This is a genomic window from Cellulomonas sp. RIT-PI-Y, assembly GCF_025642745.1.
In the GTDB taxonomy this organism is placed as follows: Bacteria; Actinomycetota; Actinomycetes; order Actinomycetales; family Cellulomonadaceae; genus Cellulomonas.
In genome coordinates this window covers 13,082-36,579 of the sequence record NZ_JANZKP010000028.1, presented here as the reverse complement: position 1 = coordinate 36,579, position 23,498 = coordinate 13,082, and the positions used below count along the sequence as shown (strand labels likewise).

Below are 23,498 nucleotides of genomic sequence, written 5' to 3'. Positions count from 1 at the left end.
CCGTGGCTCAGCCCTGCGCGGGCACCTCGTCCCCGGTCGTGACCGCCTGATCCGCGTCGTCGACCACCGCGGCGGCGAACTGCGACTGGTACAGCCGGTGGTAGGCGCCGTTCCGGGTGATCAGCTCATCGTGGCTGCCCTTCTCGACGATCGCCCCGTGCTCCATCACCAGGATCAGGTCGGCGTCGCGGATCGTGGACAACCGGTGCGCGATCACGAAGGACGTCCGGCCCTGGCGCAGCGACGCCATGGCCTGCTGCAGCAGCCGCTCGGTCCGGGTGTCCACCGAGCTGGTCGCCTCGTCCAGGATCAGCACCGACGGCCGGGCCACGAAGGCCCGGGCGATGGTGATCAGCTGCTTCTCCCCCGCCGAGATGTTCGCCGCGTCCTCCTCCAGCACCGTGTCGTAGCCGTCCGGCAGGGAGTGCACGAACCGGTCCACATAGGTGGCCTTCGCCGCCGCGAGCACCTCCTCGTCGGTGGCCGACTGCCGCCCGTACCGGATGTTCTCCCGGATGCTCCCCGAGAACAGCCACGGGTCCTGGAGCACCATCCCGGTCCGGGCGCGGGCGTCGTGCCGGCTGAGCGACGCGATGTCCTGCCCGTTGACGAGGATCCGGCCGCCGTCCAGCTCGTAGAACCGCATCAGGAGGTTGACCAGCGTGGTCTTGCCCGCACCGGTCGGCCCGACGATGGCCACGGTCTGGCCCGGCCGCACCGTGAAGGACAGGTCCTCGATCAGCGGCTGGTCCTCCCGGTAGGAGAACCGCACGTGCTCGAACTCGATCGTCCCGTCGCCCTCGGCCGGGGCCGGTGCCCGCGGGTCGTCCGCGGACTGCTCATCCTCGTCCAACAGCTGGAACACCCGCTCAGCGGAGGCGGTGCCGGACTGCACCACCGCTGCCATGCCGCCGAGCTCGGACAGCGGCTGGGTGAACATCTGCGCGTACTGGATGAACGCCTGCACCGACCCCAGCCGCATCGTGCCGTTGGCGACCATCAGGCCACCCATGACCGCGATCCCGACGTAGGTCAGGTTCCCGACGAAGCTCATGCCCGGCCAGATGATCCCGGACAGGAACTGGGCCTTGAACGACGCCTGGTACAGCTCCTCGTTCTCCGCGGTGAACCTGTCCTGGAAGTCACGACGACGGCCGAAGACCTTCACCAGGGCGTGGCCGGAGAACGACTCCTCCACCCGGGCGTTCAGCCGGCCCACCTTGCGCCACTGGATCCCGAAGGCCTTCTGCGACTTCGGCCCGATCACCCCGAAGATCACGCCCATCAGCGGCAGGGACACCAGCGCGATCAGTGCCAGCTGCCAGGAGATCGAGAACATCATCACCAGCACGCCGATCACGGTGAGGATGCTGGTCAGGGCCGTGGACAGCGACTGCTGCATGGTCTGGGTGATGTTGTCGATGTCGTTCGTGACCCGGCTGATCAGCTCACCGCGCTGCACCCGGTCGAAGTACCGCAGCGGCAGGCGGTTGATCTTCGCCTCGACGTCCTCGCGCAGCCGCCACATCGCCCTGACCATGACGATGTTGATGATGAAGCCCTGCGCCCAGGTCAGGAACGCGCCCGCCGCGTACAGCACGAGCACCGTGAGCAGGATCGAGCCCAGTCGGCCGAAGTCGATGCCCTGGCCCGGGACCAGCCGGTCCATCGCCTCGACCATCGCCGCGAGCTGGTCCTGCCCGGCGGCCCGCAGCCCCTCGGCCGCCTGCTCCTGGGTGGTCCCCGCGGGCAGCTGGTTCGAGACGTAGCCCTCGAAGACCTCGTTGGTGGCGTTCCCGAGGACCCGCGGCGCGAGCACGGTCAGCACCACACCGCCGGCGCCCATCAGGCTGACCGCGATCAGCGCGGTCAGGTACGGACGGAGCAGGCCGAGCATCCGGCCGAAGCTCGCCTTGAAGTTGTCAGCCTTGCCGGGTGCCACGGAGTCCCACGAGTCCGAGGCGATCCGGGCCTGCTCGCCCAGTTCCAGCTCGTACTTCTCGTCCTCGGTCAGCTCCGGGGTGGTCTTCTGGTCGCTCATGCTCCGGCCTCCACGGACAGCTGGGACTCCGCGATCTCGCGGTAGGTCTGATTGCTCGCGAGCAGATCGGCGTGCGTGCCGATCCCGGCGATCTGGCCGTCCTCCAGCACGATGATCTGGTCCGCACCGGTCACCGTGGACACCCGCTGGGCGACGACGACCTTGGTCACCTCCGGCAGCTCGGTCCACAGGGCCTGCCGCAGCCGGGCATCGGTGGCCAGGTCCAGCGCACTGAACGAGTCGTCGAACACCAGGATGTCCGGTCGCCTGATCAGCGCCCGCGCGATCGCGAGCCGCTGCCGCTGGCCGCCGGAGACGTTGGTGCCGCCCTGCGCGATCCGGGCCTCCAGCCCGCCGTCCATCTGCTGCACGAAGTCGCTGCCCTGCGCGATCTCCAGCGCCCGCCACAGGTCGCCGTCCGAGGCGTCCTCGTTGCCGAGCCGGAGGTTCGACGCGACGGTCCCCGCGAACAGGAACGGCCGTTGCGGCACCAGTCCGATCCGGGACCAGAGCGTCTCCAGCTCGGCGTCCCGGACGTCGACGCCGCCGACCCGGACGGCACCCGACGTGGTGTCGAACAGCCGCGGCAGCAGCGAGATCAGGGTGGTCTTGCCGGCACCGGTCGACCCGATCACCGCCAGCGTCTGCCCCGGTCGCACGTCGAAGCTCACCCGGGACAGCACGGGGTGCTCGGCGCCCGGGTAGGTGAAGGTCACGTCGTCGAAGGCGACCGCCCCGGGCTCGGGGAAGTCCCGCACCGGCTGCTCGGGTGCGCTGAGCGTCGACTCCGAGTTCAGCACCTCCGTGATCCGCTCCGCCGAGACCGCCGCCCGCGGGATCATCACGGTCATGAAGCTGGCCATCAGCACGCCCATCAGGATCTGACCGATGTACTGCATGAAGGCCAGCAGCGTGCCGATCTGCACGGAGCCCTCGTCCACCTGGATCGCACCGAACCAGATCACGCCGATCGTGGTCACGTTCAGCACCAGCATGGCCAGCGGGAACAGGATCACGAACAGCGACCCGATCTTGCGGCCGACCACCAGGATGTCGGTGTTCGCCTCCCGGAACCGCTCGGCCTCGATCGGCTCCCGGACGAAGGCCCGGACCACCCGGACACCGGTCAGCTGCTCGCGCATGATCCGGTTCACCGTGTCGAGCCTGACCTGGTAGCTCCGGAACAGCGGCACCATCCGGCTGATCACGACACCCGCGATCAGCAGCAGCGTCGGCACCGACACCGCGATCAGCCAGGACAGGCTCACATCCTGCCGCAGCGCCATCACGATGCCGCCGATCGCCAGCAGCGGAGCGGTGACCAGCATGGTCGCGCCCATCATGGTGACCATCTGCACCTGCTGGACGTCGTTGGTGTTCCGGGTGATCAGCGACCCGGCGCCGAACTGCGACACCTCGCGCTCGGAGAACCCGGACACCCGGCCGTAGATGTCGTCCCGCAGGTCACGACCGACCTGCATGGCGGCCCGCGCCGCGAAGAAGGTGGCGACGATCGCCGCCAGGATCTGCCCCAGCGACACGGCGAGCATGAAGCCGCCGGTCCGCCAGATGTACCCGGTGTCCCCCTGCGAGACGCCCCGGTCCACGATGTCCGCGTTCAGGCTGGGCAGGTACAACATGGCCAGCGCGGACGCGAACTGGAACACCAGCACGCCGAGCAGGAACCATCGGTAGGGCGCCAGGTAGCGAAGGAGTAGTCGTCCGAGCACGCAGGTCTCCGGGGGTGAGTGCCCGCCGCGAGGGGCGAACCAACGGGTCAACGAGCACGTCCGCCCCAGCGAGCCGGGTTGCGACGGTGTGGCCGGACAGAGCCGGGCGAGAGACACACCATAGGCACCGGGGTCTGACACGCACAGCGTTTTCATGGCGAACCCGGCCCACGGCGCCGACGCGCGGGGCGGGGGCCGGGTTCCGGCAGGTCGACGACGATCCGACCCCCCGACCCCGATCATCTCGACTACCGTGGTTCCCCGTGACGAACCAGCAGGTCATGGATGCCCTCCGCGCCTTCGTGGCCGAGCGCGACTGGGCCCAGTTCCATAGCCCCGAGAACCTCGCGAAGAGCATCGCCATCGAGGCGGGAGAACTTCTCGAGGTGTTCCAGTGGGATCCGGACGCCGACCCGGATCGACTGGCGGAAGAGTTGGCTGACGTGCTGACCTACTGTCTGCTGCTGGCCGACCGCGCGGGACTGGACGTGGACACGATCGTGCTCGAGAAGCTGGAACGCACGCGCGCCAAGTACCCGGTGGAGAAGGCGAAGGGGCGCAGTACGAAGTATGACCAGCTCTGACATCACCGAGTTCCCGTTCCGATCGAAGGCACTCGCCGGGCTCGGGGATCAGACGACCCATCTCAACTGGCCGGTCGTCTACGCCCTGACCGGCGGCAAGCGGATCTACATCGGCGAAACCCTGCACCTGGTCACGCGGATGCGGCAGCACCTGCGCACAAAGGAGGATCTGCGCCTGACCCGCGGACGAGTAGTGGTACGCGACCGCTTCAACAAGTCCGCGTGTCTCGATCTCGAATCCCACTTGATCCAGTGGTTCGCCGCGCAGCAGGGCTTCACCGTTCTCAACGAGAACAACGGCATAGTCGACGCCGACTACTTCGACCGCGACAGCTACCGAGCCTCGTTTCCGGCCATCTTCGAGCAACTACTCAGCAGCATCGACCCCGAGCTCCGCAGGGCATATCCCGGCGACGCGACGGACCTCGTCGGCGCGCTGGAGAACACCGCCCTGTACAAGCTCTCCCCGTACAAGGCACTGAACCGGGATCAGGCCATCGCGGTGGAGAACATCCTCGAAGGGCTGGACCTCGACCTCCGCGCCGGTCGTCCGAGCACCAGTGTGGTCGAGGGCGAGCCCGGCACTGGGAAGACCGTCCTGGCGGTGTTCCTCATCAAGCTCCTGCGGGATCTGGGCGCACCGCCCGCAGCAGGCGTCCGCGAACCGGACTCGCCCTTCGCGGACTTCTTCGCCGACGGATTCCGTGAGGTCTTCGGCCAGCTGCGCCGGATCGGGTTCGTCGTGCCGCAGAAGTCGCTGCGCAGTTCGGTGGAACGGGTCTTCGCCAAGACCCCGGGGCTGGACAAGGGCATGGTGTTGTCTCCGTGGGAGGTGGGGGAAGCAACCGAGCCCTTCGACCTGCTGATCGTGGACGAGACCCATCGACTGAGCCGTCGCGCCAATCAGGCGTCGGCCGCTCTCAACGCGAAGTTCCCGGCCATCAACACCACCCTGTGGGGTTCAGATGATCCGGACCGCACCCAGCTGGACTGGCTGCTCGCTCGGAGCACCCACCAGATCTTCCTCGTGGACGTCGCCCAACGGATCCGACCTGCTGACCTTCCGGCGCCCCGGCTGCGGGCACTTGCCGATCAGGCCCGCCACGATCGCCGGTGGTACCGCCTCACCTCACAGATGCGGATGTCGGTCGATCACGACTACGTCGGGTACATCCGCGGGCTGCTCGACCCGACCGGTGCCGATGTTCCCCGGCCACGTCGGTTCCCCTCCTACGACCTGCGCTTCTTCGACGATGTCGAGGTCATGCGTTCCGCGATACGGGCGAGGGATGACGAGGTCGGTCTGGCCCGGATGGTCGCCGGCTACGCGTGGCCGTGGCGGACGAAGGGGGCTCCGGCCGATTCGCAGGCCGCCGGGTACGACATCGAGATCGGCGACTTCCGGATGCGGTGGAACAGCACCACCGACGACTGGGTGACCAGGCGCTGCGCCCGCGACGAGGTCGGGTCTGTGCACACCGTGCAGGGGTACGACCTCAACTACACCGGTGTGATCATCGGCCCGGACCTGAGCTTCGACCCGGTGCGCGGACGTCTGACGTTCGACCGCGCCGCGTACTCGGACCGCAAGGGCATGGAGAACAATCCGCTGCTCGGCCTCCGGTTCGACGACGACGAGCTGCTGGAGTTCGTTACCAACATCTACGCCGTCCTGATGACCCGCGGCATGCGCGGTACCTACGTGTATGTCTGCGACCCAGCGCTCCGGGAGCACCTCCGCCACTTCTTCCCCTGACCGCTCACACCCCCGACCGCTCCCCCAGCCACGGCTCCAGCACATCCGCCCGCCCCAACCAGGCGTGCATCCCGTCCGCGTACTCCTCCGCCGTCAGCAGCACCTCCTCGAACGCCGCCACCAGTTCGTCCCGGCCGGGTCCGACCCCGGTGAACACCAGCCGCGTCCCCGGCTCGCGGCCGTCCCAGTGCCCCATCGCCCCGATCGAGAGCTGGAAGCCCGCGCCGTCCCACACGCAGACGCTGTCGGGGCGGCTCGGCACCCAGAAGTGCCCGCGGCTGCGGAAGGGTCCGTTGCCCAGGCGCTCGACCTCGCGGACCAGACGCTCGGGGTGCAGCGGCCGGTCGGAGCGCAGGTCGAGGGTCCAGACGCCGTGGCCGGTGGGGGCGTCGGCGCGCGGTGCGGCGTGCGCGGGGTCGAGCCGGCGCTCGCCCGCGGTGACGTCGTGCCGACCGGTGAAGACGGCGTCGGCGGACAGCGCGGACAGTCCGGCGATCCGGATCGAGTCGGCGGCGCGCAGGTGGTCGACCAGGTCGGAGTCCACGGCGTCGGCGGGACCCTCGACGACCACCAGGTCCGCGTGGCCGAGCTGGGCGGCCGCCGCCTCGCCGACCGCACGACCGTCGTCCCCGGTCAGGGCGATGTCGCGTTCGACCAGGAGGTCGTCGCCGAGGAGGTCGGCCTCGACACCGGTGCCGTCGACCACGGTGACGACCCGGGCCAGGGTCAACGAGCCGAGAGCACCTCCCGGGCCGGACTCCCAGCTCAGGGCGCGCACCACCGGCAACGACTCGGCGGAGACCGGCAGGGCCATCAGCACCGCGTCCCAGCGCGGGTCGGCGGCGAGCCGCGCCAGGGTGGGCACGGCGTCCTCGCGCACCGAGCAGCTCAGGCAGGCGTGGGCGAGCGGGACCAGCAGGTCCTCGATGACTCCCCCGGTGTCGACCACCACGCGACGGATGCCGCCCTCCACGATGTCGTGCCGCAGCACCACGGTGCCGGGACGATCGACGACCAGGCCGAAGATCGCGGTGTCGCGGAGCACCGGGTCGAGGGTGGACAGCACGGACAGCGGCTTGGGGCGCACGACGGGCTCCTTCTGCGGGCGGGGTGGACCCGCTCACCGTACCCGATTGATGCGAGTGGTTCTCATTAGCGCTATTCTCCTGCCATGTCCGCTTACTGCCAGGTGCTCGGGACCGTTCCCGGGTTCGGCCATTCGATCTCCCACTCACACCGTCGGACCAAGCGCCGGTTCGACCCGAACATCCAGCGCAAGCGCTACTACGTGCCCACGCTCGGCCGGCACGTCACGCTCCAGGTCAGCGCGCGCGGGATCAAGACCATCGACAAGGTCGGCATCGACGTCGTCGTGGCCCGGATCCTGGCGCGCGGGGAGAAGGTCTGATGGCCGGCCGCGTCGATCTGCGCCCGGTGATCAAGCTGCGCAGCACCGCCGGGACCGGTTTCACGTACGTCACCCGCAAGAACCGCCGCAACGACCCGGAGCGCCTGGTGCTCCGCAAGTTCGACCCCGTCGTGCGCCGGCACGTCGACTTCCGCGAGGAGCGCTGATGGCCAAGACGTCGAAGATCGCCAAGAACGAGCAGCGCCGGGCCGTGGTGGCTCGGTACGCCGAGCGTCGGCTGGAGCTCAAGCGCGCCAGCGTCGACGTCACGGCGACCCCGCAGGCGCGTGCCGAGGCGATGGCTGCGCTGCACGCCCTGCCGCGTGACGCCAGCCCGACCCGCCTGCGCAACCGGGACGTCGCCGACGGCCGACCGCGCGGGCACCTGCGGAAGTTCGGGGTGTCGCGGGTCCGGATGCGTCAGATGGCCCACCGCGGCGAGCTGCCCGGTGTCACGAAGTCGAGCTGGTGAGGAGCACGCCATGAAGCCCGGTATCCACCCCGATGACCACCCGGTCGTCTTCCGGGACCCGTCGGTCGGCTACGCCTTCCTGACCCGGTCCACGGTGACCAGCGACCGCACCGTCGAGTGGGAGGACGGCCACACGTACCCCGTGGTCGACGTCGACGTGTCCTCGGCCAGTCACCCGTTCTGGACCGGCAAGGGCCGCGTCCTCGACACCGCCGGGCGGGTGGAGAAGTTCCACCGTCGCTACGGCACCGGAGGCACCCGATGAAGGTCCGCGCGTCCCTGGCGTCCCTGAAGAAGAAGGACGGATCGATCGTGGTCCGTCGGCACGGCAAGACCTACGTGATCAACAAGCGCAATCCGCGCTGGAAGGCGAGGCAGGGCTGATGGCGGTCCCCAAGCGCAAGCTCTCCCGCAGCAACACCCGCGCCCGCCGCTCGCAGTGGAAGGCCACCGCGACCACGCTGGTCGAGGCCCGGCGACCGGACGGCGAGCCGGTCCAGGTGCCGCGCCGGCTGGTCCGGGCGGTCCAGCGCGGGCTGCTCTGACCGCGATCACGGGCCGGTGGGGGTCACCGGCCCGTGATCGCGTCCGGGGTGATGCCGATCGCCGGGTTGCGCAGGTGCTCGTAGACCACCGTGGTCCGGACGTTCGCCACTTCGGCCCGCTGGGTGAGCCGGTCGATCACGAAGGCGTACAGGCTGTCGTTGTCCGGCACCGCCACGTGGATCACGAAGTCGTCGTCGCCGCTGACCACGAACACCCCCAGCACGTCCGGCAACCGGCTCACCCAGTCCCGGAACGCCTCGATGTGCCGACGGGACGGCGGCCGGATCCGCACCGCGATCAGCGCCTGCACCCCGCGACCGAGCCGGCGCAGGTCGACATCCAGCGTCGCGCCGCGGATCACCCCGCGTCGACGCAGCGCCCGGGTGCGGTCCAGCGCGGTGGTCGGCGACACCCCGACCTCGGCCGCGACCTCCCGATTCGTCTTCCGTGCATCCGACTGGAGCGCGGCCACGATCGCCGCATCAAGTTCGTCCATCGACCTCTCCTCGCGACCAATTCCGTACGTCGTACGGCTCATCGGTCAGCATGCCCGATCAGTGCCTACTGTGTCGCTGTCCCACCGCATGACCGACACCACAGGAGCACCCATGACCCCGTTCGGTTTCGCCCCCGAGGAGATCGACACCGCTGCCCCCACCCGCAGCGCCCGCCTGAAGTGGGTGGTGGTCGTCGACGCCGATCTGCCGCCGGGCCGGGCCGTCAACGCCGCGGTCTGCCTCGCGGCCGCCACCGGGTCACGGGTGACCGGTCTGCTCGGACCCGACGCGGTGGACGCCGCCGGTGCCGTCCACCCCGGCCTGCCGTGGGCGGGGTGCACGGTGCTGGCCGCGGACGCCGACCAGCTCGCCGCGGTGCGGGCCAAGGCCGCGGGCTCCGAGGACGTGCTGGTCGTCGACATGCCCGATCACGCCCAGCAGACCCGCGTCTACGACGAGTACCTCGCCGCGGTCGCCGGGGACGCCGCACCCCGGTACACCGCGGTCGGTCTGGTCGGCCCGCGCAACCGGGTGGACCGGATCGTCGGACGGCTACCGCTGCTGGGCTGAGCCCGGCGCCGGCCCGGTGTCCGCTCCCGGGCCGGGCGGGCGGCCGGGCTGGTGTGCCGATTCCCACCAGTCCAGCACGCGCAGCGCCCGGAAGGTCACCCAGGGCGACGGTTCGCCCTCCGGCACGTCCACCTCGAACCAGACCTCGCCCGCCAGCCGCGGACCCTGCGCCCACGTGCCGTCCACCCGGCGGGCGCGGGCCACCAGCTCGACCGCCTCGGCCAGCCGCGGATCGGGTGCCACGCCGTCGTGCAGCGCCGCGGCCCGGAAGTGGTCGAGCGCGGTCAACACGCTGTACGCCCACCGGGACGGATAGCGCAGCCGGGTGGCCCACGGGCCGACCGGCTCACCGGTGGTCGCCCGCCGGAGCAGGCGACGGGCGAGCAGGTACTCCTCCCCCGCGTGCCGCACCGCCGCGGTGCGCCCCCGGTCGCCGGTGCGCCGCTCGTAGTCCAGCAGGCCGCGCAGCGCGTTCAGGGTGGAGTGGAAGGACGACCGGGTCGATCCCTCGACCCACTCGCAGTTCCACCCGCCGTCCGCGAGCTGGTGCGCGCCGAACCAGTCGACCAGGGCGTCGACGTCCGCACCGAGCCAGAGTCCGTTGGACAGCGTCCACGAGTTGATGCAGACGTCGACCTCACCGCCCCAGTACGGCAGGTCCTCGTACTCCCAGCGCACCGCGGTCAGCCGCTCGGCCGTGTCGCCCAGCGCCGCCGCGTCCACGCCCCACTCGCGGAGGTCGTTCAGCACCCAGGTGGTCGCGGTCCACGGCTGCCCCTCACCCGAGCCGTCGAACCCGCGCGGGAAGAACGCACCCCCGGCCCACTGACCGTCCGGGTCCTGCAGCGCCAGCAACCGGGCGCCGAAGCCCTCCTCCGCCACCCGTTCCCGGGTCCGGCGCCAGGTCACCTCGGATTCGTGCAGCAGATCGCGCTGCACCCGCCACCGCAGCGCCGGATCGGTGTCCAGCAACCAGGCGGCGACCTCCGGGCTGAGCGTCATCCGGTCACGCTACGCGCCGTCGTGGCCGCACCACTCGTCGGCGGGGACCGCGGCCCGGACCTCGTCGACGTGCAGACCGCAGCCGGACCAGGTCGTCTTGCCGCACACGGAACACGGAACCGGGAAGCACATGCGACCAGTGTCGCAGCCCGGAGCCGGGCGCGTCAGGCGCGGGTGTCGCGGCCCGGGAGCCGAACGCGTCAGGCGCGCGGTGTCGCGGCCCGGTGAGCGGGATCGGTGACGCGGACCGGACCCTGCCCCTGCTCGGCGAGCACGTCCTCGGGGTTGAGCAGCGCGCAGGCACGCAGCGAGAGGCACCCGCAGCCGATGCAGCCGACCAGGTCGCGCTCCAGGCGTTCGATGGTGCGGCGGCGCTCCTCGAGCTGGATCTTCCAGGCGCGGGACATCCGCTGCCACTCGCCCTTGGTCGGCGGGCGGTCCAGCGGGACGCCGGAGAGCACCTCGGCGACCTCCTCCAGCGGGATGCCGAGCCGTTTCGCGATCACGATCAACGACACCCGTCGGAGCATATGCCGGGCGTAGCGACGCTGGTTGCCGGCGGACCGGGTCGAGGCGATCAAGCCGGTCCGCTCGTAAAAGTGCAGCGCGGACACGCTGACGCCGGTGCGGTGGCTCACCTCGCCGACCGACAGCGTGTCCTCGGGCTGCAATGTCATCCGTCCTCCCGCGCCGCCGCGACCAGCTCCTCCCGGGTGACGAGCTTGACCCGGTCCCGGCCACGGGCGACGCCTGCGGCGAGTTCCGCGGCGTCGACCCGGAGCCAACCCTCCCAGGTCACGGGTCGCCGGGCGAGCAGCCCGTCCACCCGGGTGGATCCGCCGCGCGGCGCCAGGTCGGCGACCAGGCTCTCCACGGTCTCCTTCGCGTCGGACTTGGTGGAGCCGATCAGGCCGACCGGACCGCGCTTGATCCAGCCGGTGGCGTACAGACCGGGGATCGTGGCCCCGTCGTCGTCGAGCACCCGGCCCGCGGCGTGCGGGATCGCACCGCGCGCCGGGTCGAAGGGTGCGCCGGGAACCGGCGAACCGGTGTAGCCGACCGCGCGGTAGACCGCCTGGACGGGGTGTGTCTCGTACTCGCCGGTGCCGGTGGTGCGACCGAGGTCGTCGGGAGCGGTGCGTTCCACCGTCAGCGCCTCGACGTGGTCGGTGCCCTCGATCCGGACCGGGGCCCGGTAGAAGTGCAGGTGCACGCGCCGCGGCGCACCGGTCGGTTCCCGGGCGGCCCAGCCCTGCAGCGTGTCGACGATCTGCCGCTTCGGGGTGAACTGCGCGACCATCCGGCGGCCGTGCTCGTCCAGCTCGATCTCCGCCGGGTCGACGATCACGTCGACGTCCCGCTGTTCGCCGAGCTCGCGCAGCTCCAGCGGGGAGAACCGGGTGTCCGCCGGACCGCGCCGGGCGAACAGGTGGATGTCCCGCAGCGCACTCCCGGCGAAGCCGGCGTGCACGTGCTCCGGGACGTCGGTGTGCAGCAGGGCGTCGGCGGGCTTGGCCAGCATCCGGGTGATGTCCAGCGCGACGTTCCCGGCGCCGATCACCGCCGCCTCGGTGGCGTCCAGCGGCCAATCCGGGTCGGCGTCCGGGTGGGCGTCGTACCAGGAGACGAAGGCCGCGGCACCGTGCGATCCGGCCAGGTCGTGACCGGGGATGTCCAGCGTGGCGTCCCGGTCCGCCCCGGTGGCCAGCACGACCGCGTCATAGCCGGACAGCAGTTGCTCGACGGTGACGTCGCGGCCGACCTCGATGTCGCAGAGCAAGCGGATCGACGGGTTCTCCAGCAGCTGGTGCAGGGAGTCGACGATCTTCTTGATCCGCGGGTGGTCCGGCGCGACGCCGTACCGGACCAGGCCGTAGGGCACCGGCAGCTTCTCCAGCAGGTCCACCGTGACGGCGGGCATGGACTGGGTCAGCAGGTGCGCGGCATAGATCCCGGCCGGCCCGGCGCCGACGACGCAGACGGTGGGCAGATCGTCGGCCACCTCAACGGCCCCGCGCGGCGGCCAGGCGGGCGGCGACGTCGGCCCAGTTCACCAGGTGCCAGATCGCGGCGACGTAGTCGGCCTTCACATTGAGGTAGTCCAAGTAGAACGCGTGCTCCCACATGTCCAGCATGAACAGCGGCACGATGCCGGCCGGGACGTTGCCCTGCTGGTCGAAGAGCTGGAACACCAGCAGCCGCTCACCGACCGGGTCCCAGGCGAGGACGGACCAACCGGAGCCCTGGATCGAGGTCGCGACCGCGCTGAAATGCGTGCGGAACGCGTCCACGGAGCCGAACTGCTCCACGATCGCGGCGTGCAGCTCACCCTCGGGGTCGCCGCCGCCGTCCGGGGACAGGTTCTGCCAGAAGATCGAGTGGTTGGTGTGCCCGCCGAGGTGGAAGGCCAGGTCCTTCTCCAGCTGGGGCACGGTGGCGAAGTCGCCGGAGTCGCGGGCGGCGGCGAGCTTCTCCAGGGCGGTGTTGGCCCCGGCGACGTACACCGCGTGGTGCTTGTCGTGGTGCAGCTCCATGATCCGGCCGGAGATGTGCGGCTCCAGGGCGGCGTAGTCGTAGGGCAGGTCGGGCAGGGTGTACATGCGGTGCTCCTGGTTCATTCGGCGTTGACGTCGGCGGGCAGTGCGGTGACCAGCGGGTGGTCGTGGTCGACCGGTCCCTGGCGGGCGGCGCCACCGGGTGACCCGAGCAGGTCGAAGAACTCGACGTTCGCGCGGTAGTAGTCGCTCCACTGGGAAGGGACGTCGTCCTCGTAGTAGATGGCCTCGACCGGGCACACCGGTTCGCAGGCGCCGCAGTCCACGCATTCGTCGGGGTGGATATAGAGCGAGCGCCTGCCCTCGTAGATGCAGTCGACCGGGCACTCCTCGATGCAGGCCTTGTCCTTGATGTCGACGCACGGCTGCGCGATCACGTAGGTCATGGTGACGAACCTAGGACCTCAACCTCAGTTGAGGTCAAGCGCCCGTGCGGTGCGCGATCGGGCTGTGAGCAATCAGTCAGGACCTTCGGTGGCCCGGTCATGGGATGACTGCGCGAGAATGACTGCTGCACCCGCCCCCACGGAAGGTCCACGGTGAAGGTCCGCACCCGCCCCGAACACCCCGCCACCGGCGCCGCCCTCGCGGTGGTCGGCGGTTTCCTGGACGCCTACACCTATGTCGCGCACCACGGCGTGTTCGCCAACGCGCAGACCGGCAACGTGGTGTTCGTGGCGATCGACGTGGCGCACGGCCGGTGGGCGGAGGCGGGTCGCTACCTGCCGATCATCGGGGCGTTCGTGCTCGGCCTGGTGGCCGCCGAGTGGCTGGCGGCGCACCGTGGGCTGCGCGGGTTCCAGGACCCGACCCGGATCGTGCTCGGCCTGGAGATCGCGATCATGCTCGTGGTCGCCGCGCTGCCCGGGACCGCGCCGTCGGCCTGGACCACCGTCGCGGTGGCGTTCGCCGCGGCCCTGCAGGTGACGACGTTCCGGCTGGTCCGGGAGACGAGCTACAGCACCACCATGACCACCGGGAACCTGCGCACCCTGGTGACCGCCGCCTACGAGTGGCTGAGCGGCTACAACCCCGCGCAGCGCGTGGTGGCGGCCCGGCTGACGCTGATCGTGCTGGCCTTCGCGGGCGGTGCGGCGATCGGCGCCCTGGTCAGCTCCCCCGGCGCGCTCGGCACCCACGCGACCGTGCTGGCCGCTCTGGTGCTGGTCGGTGTGCTGGTCGCGATCGAGACCCACAGCTACCGGACCGCCGCCGACCGGGTGAGTGTCCGGGTCGCCCGGTCGGGTGAAACGGTGCGAGTCTGACCGCTCGCTGCCGATGGTCCTGACATGTCAGGTCTCTCGATCAGCCGCAGCACCGGTGGCAGCGCCGCCGTGACCAGCGGCTCCCCCGCCCAGATCGCCTACGACCGTGCCGTGAAGGCCCTGGCCCAGGCGCAGCAGAAGCTCACCCAGGACGGTCTGGGCGGTGCCGGCGAGGACCAGCTCAAGGCCGATCAGCAGGCGGTGGAACTGGCCCAGCTCGCCGTGCAGCAGGCCGCGGCACGCCTGGCCCAGGAGAAGAAGGCCGCCGAGCCGACCCGGACCCCGACGACCCGCGAACCCGAAAGCACGCTCGACGTCCTGGCCTGACCGGTCGGGCACGCCCTGCCTCGGCCCACCCCGAGTTCGGTACATCCGTGCCGAGTTCGGTACCCGGGTGACCGAACTCGCGGCCGATGTACCGAACTCGCGCGGGCCCGGCCGAGTCGCCGACCTCGCGGTGATCGCCCGCAGTCGTCCCGGGTCGCGAGTCCGGCCGGTCAGTAGCGGAAGGCCGAGACCTGACCCCGGAGGTTCTCGCTCATCCGGGCCAGTTCACGCACCGCGTCACCCATCTGGCCGAGAGTCTCGCTGGACTGCGCGGAGGCCGAGGCCACTCCGGTGATGTTCACCGCGATCTCGCCCGATCCGGTCGCGGCTTCGGCCACCGACCGGGACATCTCCGTGGTGGTGGCGGTCTGCTCCTCCACCGCGGAGGCGATGGTCAGCTGGTAGTCGTTGATCGAGGCGATGATCGTCGCGATCTCGCCGATGGCGGTGACCGCGCCGGAGGTGTCCCCCTGGATGGTCTCCACCCGGCGGGCGATGTCCTCGGTGGCCTTGGCGGTCTCCTGCGCGAGCTCCTTGACCTCACCGGCCACCACGGCGAAGCCCTTCCCGGCCTCCCCCGCACGCGCCGCCTCGATGGTCGCGTTCAGCGCCAGCAGGTTGGTCTGCTCCGCGATACTGGTGATCACCTTCACCACGTTGCCGATCTCGACCGACGACTCGCCGAGCTTGGCGACCTGGTCGTTGGTGGCGGCGGCGGCATCGGTGGCCTGACCGGCCACCTTCGCGGCCTGGGAGGCGTTCTGCGCGATCTCCCGGATGGAGGCGCCCATCTGCTCGGCGCCCGCGGCGACGGTCTGCACGTTGCGGGAGACCTGCTCGGCGGCGGCGGCGACCACCCCGGCCTGCGCCGAGGTCTGGTCCGAGCCGGCTGCGACCTGCCCGCTCGCGGCGGACAGCTCCTCCGCGGCGGCCGCCACCGCCTGCGCGGTCTGCACCACCCCGGCCATGGTGCCGCGCAAGCTCTGCTGCGCGCTGGCGAGCGCGGTCGCCATCTCGCCCAGCTCGTCGCGGCTGTGCACGTCGGGCACCTGGGTCAGGTCACCGGTCGCCATCGCCTCGGCGGTCGACCGCACCCGGCCGGCGGCCTTCGCCATCGACCCGGCGACCCGCAGGCCCAGCGCCAGCGCGATCGCCGCGCCGACCACCAGCAGCCCCAGGACCACGATCCGGCCGGTGGCCGCCGCAGAGACCGCGTCCTCGGTGGCCTGCACGGTCCGGTCGCGCAGCGAGTCGAGCAGCGTGGTCGTGTCGTCGCCCAGCGCGTAGTAGATGTCGTAGGCGTCCCCGACCACCAGGGCGTCACCCGCGTCCAGGTCACCGCTCCGGTACGTCGCGACCACCTGATCGTCCATCGCGAAGAAGTCCTGCCACAGCGACTCGATCTCGGCGAAGGTGGCGGCCTCGTCCGTGGTCAGCTGCTCGGGGTCGACCGCGGCCAGAGCGGTCTCCAACTGCTGCTGGGAGGTCAGGAACCCGGCACGGTTCGGGTTGTCGTCGCTGACCGCCTCGGGCCCGCCGATCTTGCGGGTGTCCCACGCGTAGGCGGTCTGCCAGCCCGAGACGTCGGAGTTCATCGTGCGGATCTCGCCCACCTCGGTGGAGAGCTCCTGCAGCCGAGCCAGCTGGTCGTTCGCCGAGACCACGTGGCCGAGCACGACCTGGGAGCCCAGACCGACCAGCACGGCGGTCGCGGCACCCACCGCGGCCACACCGAGCACCTTGACCCGCACCCCAGCCCAACGACGGCGACCCGCGCGTGCCTCGACCATGACGTCCTCCAGTCAGTCCCCTGCATCCCAGGCAATCGGCCGAGTGCCCCGGCCTGAAAGGAAAATCGAGGGCGAAGTGTTGTGCTAATACGCATAACTCCCTACGGTCCAGGGCAACGGGCGGCCCCAGCGGCCGCCCGCCCACACGACGGGGTGTGCGTGCACTGCCGTCGCCAGCGTCAGCGATCGAGGAGTCATCCATGGCAGCCAGCACGGACGTCGTCATCATCGGGGGTGGGCTCGGCGGGGTCGCCGCGGCCCTGGCGGTCTGCCGGGCCGGACGGCGCGTGGTCCTCACCGAGGAGACCGACTGGCTCGGCGGGCAGCTCACGTCCCAGGCGGTGCCGCCGGACGAGCACCCGTGGGTGGAGCAGTTCGGGGTGACCGCCGCCTACCGGTCGCTGCGGGACGGCATCCGCGACTACTACCGCCGGCACTACCCGCTGCGCCCCGAGGCCGCCGCCGACCCGCGGCTCAATCCCGGCGCCGGACGGGTCAGCAAGCTCTGCCACGAGCCCCGGGTCGCGGTGGCGGTGATCGACCAGCTGCTGGCCCCCTACCGCAGCGCCGGACTGCTGACCGTGCTGACCGAGCACCGCCCGGTCGCCGTGACGATGGACGGCGACACCTGCGCCGCGGTCACCGTGGCCGACCGCGACGGCGTGACCCACACCCTGACCGGCGGCTACGTGCTGGACGCGACCGAGACCGGCGAGCTGCTGGCCCTGGGCGGCGTCGAGCACGTCACCGGCGCCGAGTCCCGGGCCGAGCACGGCGAGCCGCACGCGCCGGAGCAGGCCGACCCGCTGAACCAGCAGGGCATCACGTTCTGCTTCGCGGTGTCGCACCACGCGGGCGAGGACCACACCATCCCCCGCCCCGAGCGCTACGACTTCTGGCGCTCCTACGCCCCGGAGTTCTGGACCGGACCGCTGCTCAGCCTCACCGCCCCCGACCCGCGCACCCTGGAGGCGGGCACTCGCAGCTTCGAGCCGAATCCCGACCAGGATCCGCTGGCGGTCAGCGCCGACCAGAGCGCCGACGCCGGGGACAAGGAGCTGTGGGGCTTCCGCCGGATCCTGGCCCGCAAGCTGTTCGCCGACGGCGCGTTCGCCTCGGACATCTGCCTGGTCAACTGGCCGCTGAACGACTACTGGCTCACCCCGCTGGTCGGGGTGGACGACGCCACCCGCGACCACGCCCTCGCCGAGGCCCGCCAGCTGTCGCTGTCCGTCCTGTACTGGCTGCAGACCGAGGCCCCGCGGCCGGACGGCGGAACCGGCTTCCCGGGGCTGCGACTGCGCCCGGACGTCACCGGCAGCGCCGACGGCCTGGCCAAGGCCGCCTACGTCCGGGAGTCCCGGCGGATCCGCGCGGTGACCACCGTGATCGAACAGCACGTCTCGGCCGCGATCGTGGGCGGCACCGGCCGGACCCGCTACCCGGACTCGGTCGGGGTGGGCAGCTACCGGATCGACCTGCACCCGTCCACCGCCGGGGACCACTACATCGACGTGGCCAGCGTCCCGTTCGAGATCCCGCTCGGCGCCCTGGTGCCGGTCCGGGTGACCAACCTGCTGCCCGCCGGGAAGAACATCGGCACCACCCACATCACCAACGGCTGCTACCGGCTGCACCCGGTGGAGTGGAACGTCGGCGAGGTGGCCGGCGCACTGGCGGCGCACTGCCTGGGACGCGGCCTCACCCCGCGCGAGGTGCAGGCCGACCCGGACCGGTTCGCCGACTTCGCCGCCGTGCTGGACGCGCAGGGCGTCGAGCGGCACTGGCCCGAGGTGCAGGGCTACTGAACGACCCGGGTCGACGGCGATCCGGCACACGACCGGCGGCAACCCCGCCGAGGAGGAGAGACGAACGTGGTGGCACACCAGGACGTGAGCGGACCGGGCAGGCTCCGGGTCGGCATCGACGTCGGCGGCACCTTCACCGACGCGGTCGCGATCGACGCGGCCACCCTGCAACTGGTCGGGCAGGCGAAGACCCCGACCAGCCACGACCATCCGGACGGGGTGGCGCACGGCATCGTCACCGCCCTGCACCGGCTGCTGGAGCAGGTCGGCCGCAGCGCGCAGGACGTGGTGTTCCTGGCGCACGGCACCACCCAGGCGACCAACGCCCTGCTGGAGGGCGACGTCGCGCCGGTGGGGCTGATCGGGATCGGCACCGGAGCGTCGGCGGCCTTCACCAAGCGGCTGGCGGGTCTCCGGAAGATCGAGATCGCCCCCGGCAAGCACCTGCCGGTGGAGTACGCGCACGTCCGCGATCCGCACGACCCGGCCGCCGTCGGCGCCGTGCTGGACGGGTTCGAGGCCGCGGGCATCCGGTCGGTGGTGGTCAGCGAGCCGTTCTCGGTGGACGTCACCGAGGGCGAGGACCTGGTCGCCGGCGCCGGCCGGGACCGCGGGTTCCTGGTCACCGCCGGGCACGAGATCTCCTCGCTGTACGGCCTGAGCAAGCGCACCCGGACCGCGGTGCTGAATGCGGTGATCCTGCCCCGGATGTTCGCGACCGCCGATCTGGTCGCGGACTCCATCGCCCGGGCCGGGATCACCGCGCCGCTGATGGTGATGCGCTGCGACGGCGGGGTGATGAGCCTGGACGAGATGCGCCGCCGCCCGCTGCTCACCGTGCTCTCCGGTCCCGCCGCGGGGGTCGCGGGGGCGCTGATGCAGGAGAAGGTCACCGACGGGATCTTCCTGGAGACCGGTGGCACCTCCACCGACATCTCGGTGATCCGCAACGGCCGGGTCGCCGTGCAGTACACCGCGTTCGGCGGCAGCTCGACCTTCCTGTCCGCGCTGGACGTGCGCACGGTCGGGGTCGGCGGCGGGTCGATGATCCGCGCCGACCTGGGCGCGCGCACCGTCGTGGGCGTCGGGCCGCGCAGCGCGCACATCGCGGGGCTGCCGTACGCCTGCTTCGCCACCACGGCCGATCTGGCGGGTGCCCGGCTGGACACGATCACCCCGGTGTCCGGCGACCCCTCGGACTACCTGGTGCTGGATGGGCCGGGTGGCCGGTTCGCGCTGACGATGACCTGCGCGGCGAACGCACTCGGACTGGTCGGCGAGCAGGACTACGCGCACGCCGACCGGGAGGTGGCCGTCCTGGCGCTCACGCCCCTGGCAGAGGCCCTCGGGATCGGTGTGCAGGAAGCCGCCACCCGGGTGCTGACCGCCGGCACCGCACCGGTGCTCGACATGGTCCGGACCCTGATCAAGGACTACCGGCTCCCTCGGGACCAGGTGGTGCTGGTCGGCGGCGGTGGCGGCGCCGCGGCGGTGACGCCGTTCGCGGGCCGCGCCGGAGAGCTGGAGTGGCGGATCGCCGAGCACGCCGAGGTGATCAGTCCGATCGGCGTCGCGCTGGCGCTGATCCGCGAGCAGGTCGAGCGGGTGATCCCCGGGGCGACCGACGAGCAGATCCTCGGCGTGCGCCGGGAGGCCGAGCAGGCGGTGATCGCCCAGGGCGCCGACCCGCACGAGGTCACGGTGGACGTCACGGTCGACCCGCAGTCGAACACGGTCCGCGCGGTCGCCTCCGGCGCCACCGAGCTGCGCACCCAGGACCGGTCGAGCCGGATCTCCGACGAGGAGCTGCACCGGGTGGCCGCCCGCAGTCTGCGGGTGCCGCCCGAGGAGGCCCACGTCCTGGCCAGCACCGACGCGCATCTGGTCTACGGAGCGCGACGACGACGGCCCTGGTGGCGGCTCGGCGGCGGTCCCGAGCAGCCGGTCCGGGTGCTCGACCGGGACGGGGTGGTGCGCTTCGCCTCGCCGGACGCCCGGGTCGAGCAGGGCACGGTCGGCGACGGCGGCACGATGCTGCCCCGGGCGGTCGCGGACCTGACCAGCTACGGCGACGGCGGGAGTCGGGCACCCGCCCTGCACCTGCTGGTCGGCCCCCGGATCTCCGACCTGTCCGGCGTGCTGGACGAGTCCTCGCTGATCGCGCTGGCCCGTTCCGAGCTGGAGGGCCGGGACCGGCGCGAGGACCTGGTCGCGGTGCTGGAGCGCCGGGCATGACCCGCACCCTGCGCCGGCTGTCCGCGGTCGACGACATCGAGCTCGGCGTCCGGCTGTTGCGCGGGACGCCGACCAACGAGGGCCGCGACGACGACCAGCTCCGGCGGATCAGCGCCGCCGCCCAGCGGTTCGGTGCGGAGCTGGCCGCCGATCACAGCGACCCGGTCGACGGCGCCACCGTGGTCGAGCGGGCGGGCGGCGACCTGTCCCTGGTCGCGCGCTACCTGCCGCGCCGGGGCCGGATCGAGCTGTTCAGCGCCGCGGTCGAGCACTGCGAGACGGTGGTGGACCGGCTCGGCTGGTCGGACTGGTTCCCGCCCGGCACGGTCCGCGCCGCGGCGGTCCTGCACGAGCGCGCCCACGAGCGGATCACCCACCGGCACGCCGCCGAGCTGCGGACCGCGGTCGGGGTGCCCGCCCTGCGTCTGGGCCACTGGACCCGGTGGGCGTTCATCGCCGGGGCCGACGAGCTCGCCGCACACGCCTACGCCGGAGCGGTGCTCGGACTGCCCCGTTCCCCCCTGCTGATCACCGCGGCGGCGATGGCCGCCATCGAGGAGGACTGACCCGTGGGATTCGTCATCATCGGCATCATGGTGGTGGGGGTCGTCCTGATCTTCACCGGCAAACTGCCGACCGCCTTCGCCCTCGCCCTGCTGGCCACCGCGATCGCCCTGGTCGCCGGCGCCTCGCTGTCCGGCGCGGAGAACAGCCTGCTCACCACGGTGTACCAGGAGGGCGCGGTGAAACTCGCGTCCACCATGATCGCGGTGCTGCTCGGCTCCTGGCTCGGCTCCCTGCTCCGGGAGACCGCCATCGCCAGCACCCTGGTCCGCAAGACCGTCGAGTTCGCCGGGGACCGCCCGGTGGTCGTCGCGCTGGGCATCCTGCTGGTCTCGGCGCTGTGCGGATCGGTCACCGGGTCGGCGCCCGCCGCACTGTTGGCCGGGGTGATCGGCATCCCGGCCATGATCGCGGTCGGCATCCCCAAGGTCACCGCGGCCGGGACCATCCTGATGGGGATCGGCGCGGGCGTGCCCTTCGAGCTGCCGGTCTGGCAGTTCTTCTCCACCGCGCTGAACATCCCGGTGCCGCACGTGCGGTCGTTCATGCTCTACCTGTTCCCGTTCGCGGCCGTGGCGGCGATCGCCTACGTGCTGGTCGAGTCGCGGCGGCGCGGGCCGGTGCACGAGTGGTCGATGGCCGCGCTGTCCACCCGGGCCCCGTCGCGTCGCCGACGCCTGGGCGACGCGCCCTGGTTCTCCCTGCTCACCCCGCTGGTGCCGATCGTGCTGGCCCTGGTGTTCCTGGTCCCGATCATCCCGTCGCTGCTGGCCGGTGTGGTCTACGCCGTGGTCACCACCACCCGCCCGAGCCAGATGGCGACCCGCCTGCTGCGCTCGCTCTACGACGGCTTCACGGTCGCGGCCCCGCCGATCACGCTGTTCATCGCGATCGGCATGCTGCTCGCCGCGGTGAACCTGCCCGGCGCGGTGGGTGCGCTCACCCCGATCGTGGAGGGGGTCACCCCGACCAACCCGGTGCTCTACGTGGTGGTCTTCTCCGCACTGGTGCCGCTGTGCCTGTACCGCGGGCCGTTGAACCTGTTCGGGCTCGGCGCCGGGATCGCCGGGGCGATGACCGCGATCGGGGTCTACCCGGCGATGGCGGTGCTCGGCCTGATGACCTCCTACAACCAGGTGTTCGGCGTCTCCGACCCGACCAGCACCCAGACGGTGTGGGCGGCGCAGTACTCCGGGGTGAAGCCGCAGCAGGTGCTGGTGCGGACCCTGCCGTACGTCTGGGTGGTGGCCATCGGCGGCATCACCACCTCGGCGCTGCTCTACCTGTGAGCCCCTGGCGCCGCCCGCCCCTCACCGGGCGGGCGGCGCCAGGGTCGCCCCCGCGATCACCGGGCAGTCCAGCAGGGTGCGCAGCTCGTCGGCCGCCGGACGGTCGTCGGCGGACAGCAGCCGGGCGAGCAGGGCCAGCGACCGCCGGCCCAGCTCCGTCCGGGGCGGGTCCAGCCGGGTCAGCTCGTCCGGACCCGGCTCCGCCCGCCCCGGGGCGCCGAGCGCGACCACGCTGAGCCGCCCGGGCACCCGCAACCCGGCCGCCCGGGCCCGGTCCAGCACCGCGGCGGCCAGCCCGGCGTCCTCGACGACGACCAGGGTCGGCGCGTGCTCCTCGACCGCGGACCACGCCGCCTCGACCTGCCCCGGTCCGGCCTCGACCTCCACCAGATGCGCACCGGCCGCTCCGGTGCGCACCCCGGTCAGCCGGTCGCGCACCGACTCGCCACCGGGCGGCAGGTGCAGGAACAGCACCCGGCGGTGGCCCTGCTCAACCGCCCCGCCGACCAGGTCGCGGGTCGCGGAGACGTAGTCGATCCCCACGTACGGGATCTCCGGGGCGTCCCGGCGTCCGACCGCGACCACCCGGAATCCCCCGTCCACCAGCCGGCCCAGTTCGGCCGCGTCCATGGTGAGCCCGAGCAGCAGCACCCCGTCGGCCAGCCGCAGCCGGGTCGGGCCGTCGAAGATCCGCCGCCGGCCGTCCCGCACCGGCGCGCTGGTGAACAGCATCAGGTCGCAGCCGGCGCGTTCGGCCTCGGCCTCGATCCCGGTGAGCAGCGGCGCGTAGAAGTCCTGGCTGCCGGTCGGGAACGCGGGCTCGTAGGTGAAGACCCCGATGATCCGGTTGTCCATCCCGGCCAGCCGCCGCGCCGAGGGGTCGGCCACGTACTGGGTCTCCTGGATCACCCGCAGCACCCGGTCCCGGGTCTCCGGCGGGATCCGGCCCGGACCGGTGCGCTCGTTGAGCACCAGGGACACCGTGGCCTGGCTGACCCCGGCCAGCTCGGCGATCCGGCGCTGGGTGACCCGGCCGGAACTGGTGCGCGGCATCGCGGC

Annotated in this window: 26 protein-coding genes; 15 read left to right on the top strand and 11 right to left on the bottom strand. The window is 71.7% G+C overall.

The genetic code is table 11. The features are described 5' to 3' along the window. Window positions 1–7: 7 nt before the first annotated feature. On the bottom strand, window positions 8–2,041 hold the full coding sequence (locus OGL89_RS10395) for an ABC transporter ATP-binding protein (RefSeq protein WP_263120008.1): 2,034 nt from the start codon (window positions 2,039–2,041) through the stop codon (window positions 8–10). Next, window positions 2,038–3,771 carry an ABC transporter ATP-binding protein gene (locus tag OGL89_RS10390; RefSeq protein ID WP_263120021.1) on the bottom strand — a complete coding sequence of 578 codons (1,734 nt, stop codon included), beginning with the start codon at window positions 3,769–3,771 and terminating at the stop codon, window positions 2,038–2,040. The genes OGL89_RS10395 and OGL89_RS10390 overlap by 4 nt, the downstream gene beginning before the upstream one ends. Before the next feature lie 263 nt (window positions 3,772–4,034). Between OGL89_RS10390 and OGL89_RS10385 the strand changes: the two genes are divergently transcribed. After that, window positions 4,035–4,355 carry a nucleotide pyrophosphohydrolase gene (locus tag OGL89_RS10385; protein WP_263120007.1) on the top strand — a complete coding sequence of 107 codons (321 nt, stop codon included), beginning with the start codon at window positions 4,035–4,037 and terminating at the stop codon, window positions 4,353–4,355. Then, the gene (locus tag OGL89_RS10380; RefSeq protein WP_263120005.1) at window positions 4,342–6,111 is read left to right on the top strand and encodes a DNA/RNA helicase domain-containing protein; all 1,770 of its coding nucleotides are present in this window, start codon (window positions 4,342–4,344) and stop codon (window positions 6,109–6,111) included. Before OGL89_RS10385 ends, OGL89_RS10380 begins: the two co-directional genes overlap by 14 nt. A 4-nt stretch (window positions 6,112–6,115) precedes the next feature. On the opposite strand, the gene OGL89_RS10375 is transcribed toward OGL89_RS10380, so the two are convergent. Then, window positions 6,116–7,198 (bottom strand): GTP-binding protein, encoded by a 1,083-nt coding sequence (locus OGL89_RS10375; RefSeq protein ID WP_263120004.1) that lies wholly within the window; start codon window positions 7,196–7,198, stop codon window positions 6,116–6,118. An 84-nt stretch (window positions 7,199–7,282) separates the two neighbouring features. Here OGL89_RS10375 and rpmB point away from each other — a divergent pair, with 84 nt between their 5' ends. The 6 genes from rpmB to rpmF are packed head-to-tail and all read left to right on the top strand — an operon-like array spanning window position 7,283 to window position 8,536. Further along, a complete protein-coding gene (rpmB, locus tag OGL89_RS10370; RefSeq protein WP_263120003.1) occupies window positions 7,283–7,519 on the top strand; it encodes a 50S ribosomal protein L28 in 237 nt (78 codons plus the stop codon). Next, a complete protein-coding gene (gene rpmG, locus OGL89_RS10365) occupies window positions 7,519–7,686 on the top strand; it encodes a 50S ribosomal protein L33 (RefSeq protein WP_263120002.1) in 168 nt (55 codons plus the stop codon). The genes rpmB and rpmG overlap by 1 nt, the downstream gene beginning before the upstream one ends. Continuing rightward, window positions 7,686–7,991, top strand: a complete 306-nt coding sequence (rpsN, locus tag OGL89_RS10360) for a 30S ribosomal protein S14 (protein WP_263120001.1) — start codon at window positions 7,686–7,688, stop codon at window positions 7,989–7,991. The genes rpmG and rpsN overlap by 1 nt, the downstream gene beginning before the upstream one ends. A 10-nt stretch (window positions 7,992–8,001) precedes the next feature. Next, complete coding sequence (locus OGL89_RS10355) at window positions 8,002–8,256, top strand: type B 50S ribosomal protein L31 (RefSeq protein WP_263120000.1); 255 nt, start codon at window positions 8,002–8,004, stop codon at window positions 8,254–8,256. Beyond that, on the top strand, window positions 8,253–8,375 hold the full coding sequence (gene ykgO / locus OGL89_RS10350; RefSeq protein WP_013882594.1) for a type B 50S ribosomal protein L36: 123 nt from the start codon (window positions 8,253–8,255) through the stop codon (window positions 8,373–8,375). The genes OGL89_RS10355 and ykgO overlap by 4 nt, the downstream gene beginning before the upstream one ends. Then, window positions 8,375–8,536, top strand: coding sequence for a 50S ribosomal protein L32 (gene rpmF, locus OGL89_RS10345; protein WP_263119999.1), 162 nt, complete (start codon window positions 8,375–8,377; stop codon window positions 8,534–8,536). Before ykgO ends, rpmF begins: the two co-directional genes overlap by 1 nt. A 23-nt stretch (window positions 8,537–8,559) precedes the next feature. On the opposite strand, the gene OGL89_RS10340 is transcribed toward rpmF, so the two are convergent. Further along, a complete protein-coding gene (locus OGL89_RS10340) occupies window positions 8,560–9,033 on the bottom strand; it encodes an Lrp/AsnC family transcriptional regulator (RefSeq protein WP_263119998.1) in 474 nt (157 codons plus the stop codon). A 112-nt stretch (window positions 9,034–9,145) separates the two neighbouring features. Here OGL89_RS10340 and OGL89_RS10335 point away from each other — a divergent pair, with 112 nt between their 5' ends. Next, window positions 9,146–9,604, top strand: a complete 459-nt coding sequence (locus OGL89_RS10335; RefSeq protein ID WP_263119997.1) for a DUF2000 domain-containing protein — start codon at window positions 9,146–9,148, stop codon at window positions 9,602–9,604. On the opposite strand, the gene OGL89_RS10330 is transcribed toward OGL89_RS10335, so the two are convergent. The 5 genes from OGL89_RS10330 to fdxA form a co-directional block, all read right to left on the bottom strand. Then, a complete protein-coding gene (locus OGL89_RS10330) occupies window positions 9,587–10,606 on the bottom strand; it encodes a squalene cyclase (protein ID WP_263119996.1) in 1,020 nt (339 codons plus the stop codon). The genes OGL89_RS10335 and OGL89_RS10330 overlap by 18 nt on opposite strands. Window positions 10,607–10,806: 200 nt before the next feature. Further along, window positions 10,807–11,283, bottom strand: a complete 477-nt coding sequence (soxR, locus tag OGL89_RS10325) for a redox-sensitive transcriptional activator SoxR (protein WP_263119995.1) — start codon at window positions 11,281–11,283, stop codon at window positions 10,807–10,809. Beyond that, entirely contained in the window at window positions 11,280–12,608 is a 1,329-nt protein-coding gene (locus tag OGL89_RS10320) for an FAD-dependent oxidoreductase (protein WP_263119994.1), read from the bottom strand. The genes soxR and OGL89_RS10320 overlap by 4 nt, the downstream gene beginning before the upstream one ends. Before the next feature lies 1 nt (window position 12,609). Further along, window positions 12,610–13,206 (bottom strand): superoxide dismutase, encoded by a 597-nt coding sequence (locus tag OGL89_RS10315; protein WP_263119993.1) that lies wholly within the window; start codon window positions 13,204–13,206, stop codon window positions 12,610–12,612. A gap of 14 nt (window positions 13,207–13,220) precedes the next feature. Next, window positions 13,221–13,547, bottom strand: a complete 327-nt coding sequence (gene fdxA, locus OGL89_RS10310; RefSeq protein ID WP_263119992.1) for a ferredoxin — start codon at window positions 13,545–13,547, stop codon at window positions 13,221–13,223. A 153-nt stretch (window positions 13,548–13,700) separates the two neighbouring features. Between fdxA and OGL89_RS10305 the strand changes: the two genes are divergently transcribed. Together OGL89_RS10305 and OGL89_RS10300 are read left to right on the top strand one after the other, a co-directional pair. Then, window positions 13,701–14,426, top strand: coding sequence for a YoaK family protein (locus tag OGL89_RS10305; protein ID WP_263119990.1), 726 nt, complete (start codon window positions 13,701–13,703; stop codon window positions 14,424–14,426). Between the two features lie 24 nt (window positions 14,427–14,450). Next, complete coding sequence (locus tag OGL89_RS10300; RefSeq protein WP_263119988.1) at window positions 14,451–14,753, top strand: hypothetical protein; 303 nt, start codon at window positions 14,451–14,453, stop codon at window positions 14,751–14,753. A 170-nt stretch (window positions 14,754–14,923) separates the two neighbouring features. Here the strand turns inward: OGL89_RS10300 and OGL89_RS10295 are convergent, their stop codons facing one another. Next, on the bottom strand, window positions 14,924–16,543 hold the full coding sequence (locus OGL89_RS10295) for a methyl-accepting chemotaxis protein (protein ID WP_263119986.1): 1,620 nt from the start codon (window positions 16,541–16,543) through the stop codon (window positions 14,924–14,926). Between the two features lie 200 nt (window positions 16,544–16,743). On the opposite strand from OGL89_RS10295, the gene OGL89_RS10290 reads away from it, so the two are divergent. From OGL89_RS10290 to OGL89_RS10275, 4 genes are all read left to right on the top strand, one after another. Continuing rightward, window positions 16,744–18,351, top strand: a complete 1,608-nt coding sequence (locus tag OGL89_RS10290; protein ID WP_263119984.1) for an FAD-dependent oxidoreductase — start codon at window positions 16,744–16,746, stop codon at window positions 18,349–18,351. Between the two features lie 69 nt (window positions 18,352–18,420). Further along, the gene (locus OGL89_RS10285) at window positions 18,421–20,586 is read left to right on the top strand and encodes a hydantoinase/oxoprolinase family protein (protein ID WP_263119983.1); all 2,166 of its coding nucleotides are present in this window, start codon (window positions 18,421–18,423) and stop codon (window positions 20,584–20,586) included. Then, window positions 20,583–21,152 carry a hypothetical protein gene (locus OGL89_RS10280; RefSeq protein WP_263119981.1) on the top strand — a complete coding sequence of 190 codons (570 nt, stop codon included), beginning with the start codon at window positions 20,583–20,585 and terminating at the stop codon, window positions 21,150–21,152. Before OGL89_RS10285 ends, OGL89_RS10280 begins: the two co-directional genes overlap by 4 nt. 3 nt (window positions 21,153–21,155) lie before the next feature. After that, entirely contained in the window at window positions 21,156–22,439 is a 1,284-nt protein-coding gene (locus tag OGL89_RS10275; RefSeq protein WP_263119979.1) for a hypothetical protein, read from the top strand. A 21-nt stretch (window positions 22,440–22,460) separates the two neighbouring features. Here the strand turns inward: OGL89_RS10275 and OGL89_RS10270 are convergent, their stop codons facing one another. Then, on the bottom strand, window positions 22,461–23,492 hold the full coding sequence (locus OGL89_RS10270) for a LacI family DNA-binding transcriptional regulator (RefSeq protein ID WP_263119977.1): 1,032 nt from the start codon (window positions 23,490–23,492) through the stop codon (window positions 22,461–22,463). Window positions 23,493–23,498: the final 6 nt, after the last annotated feature.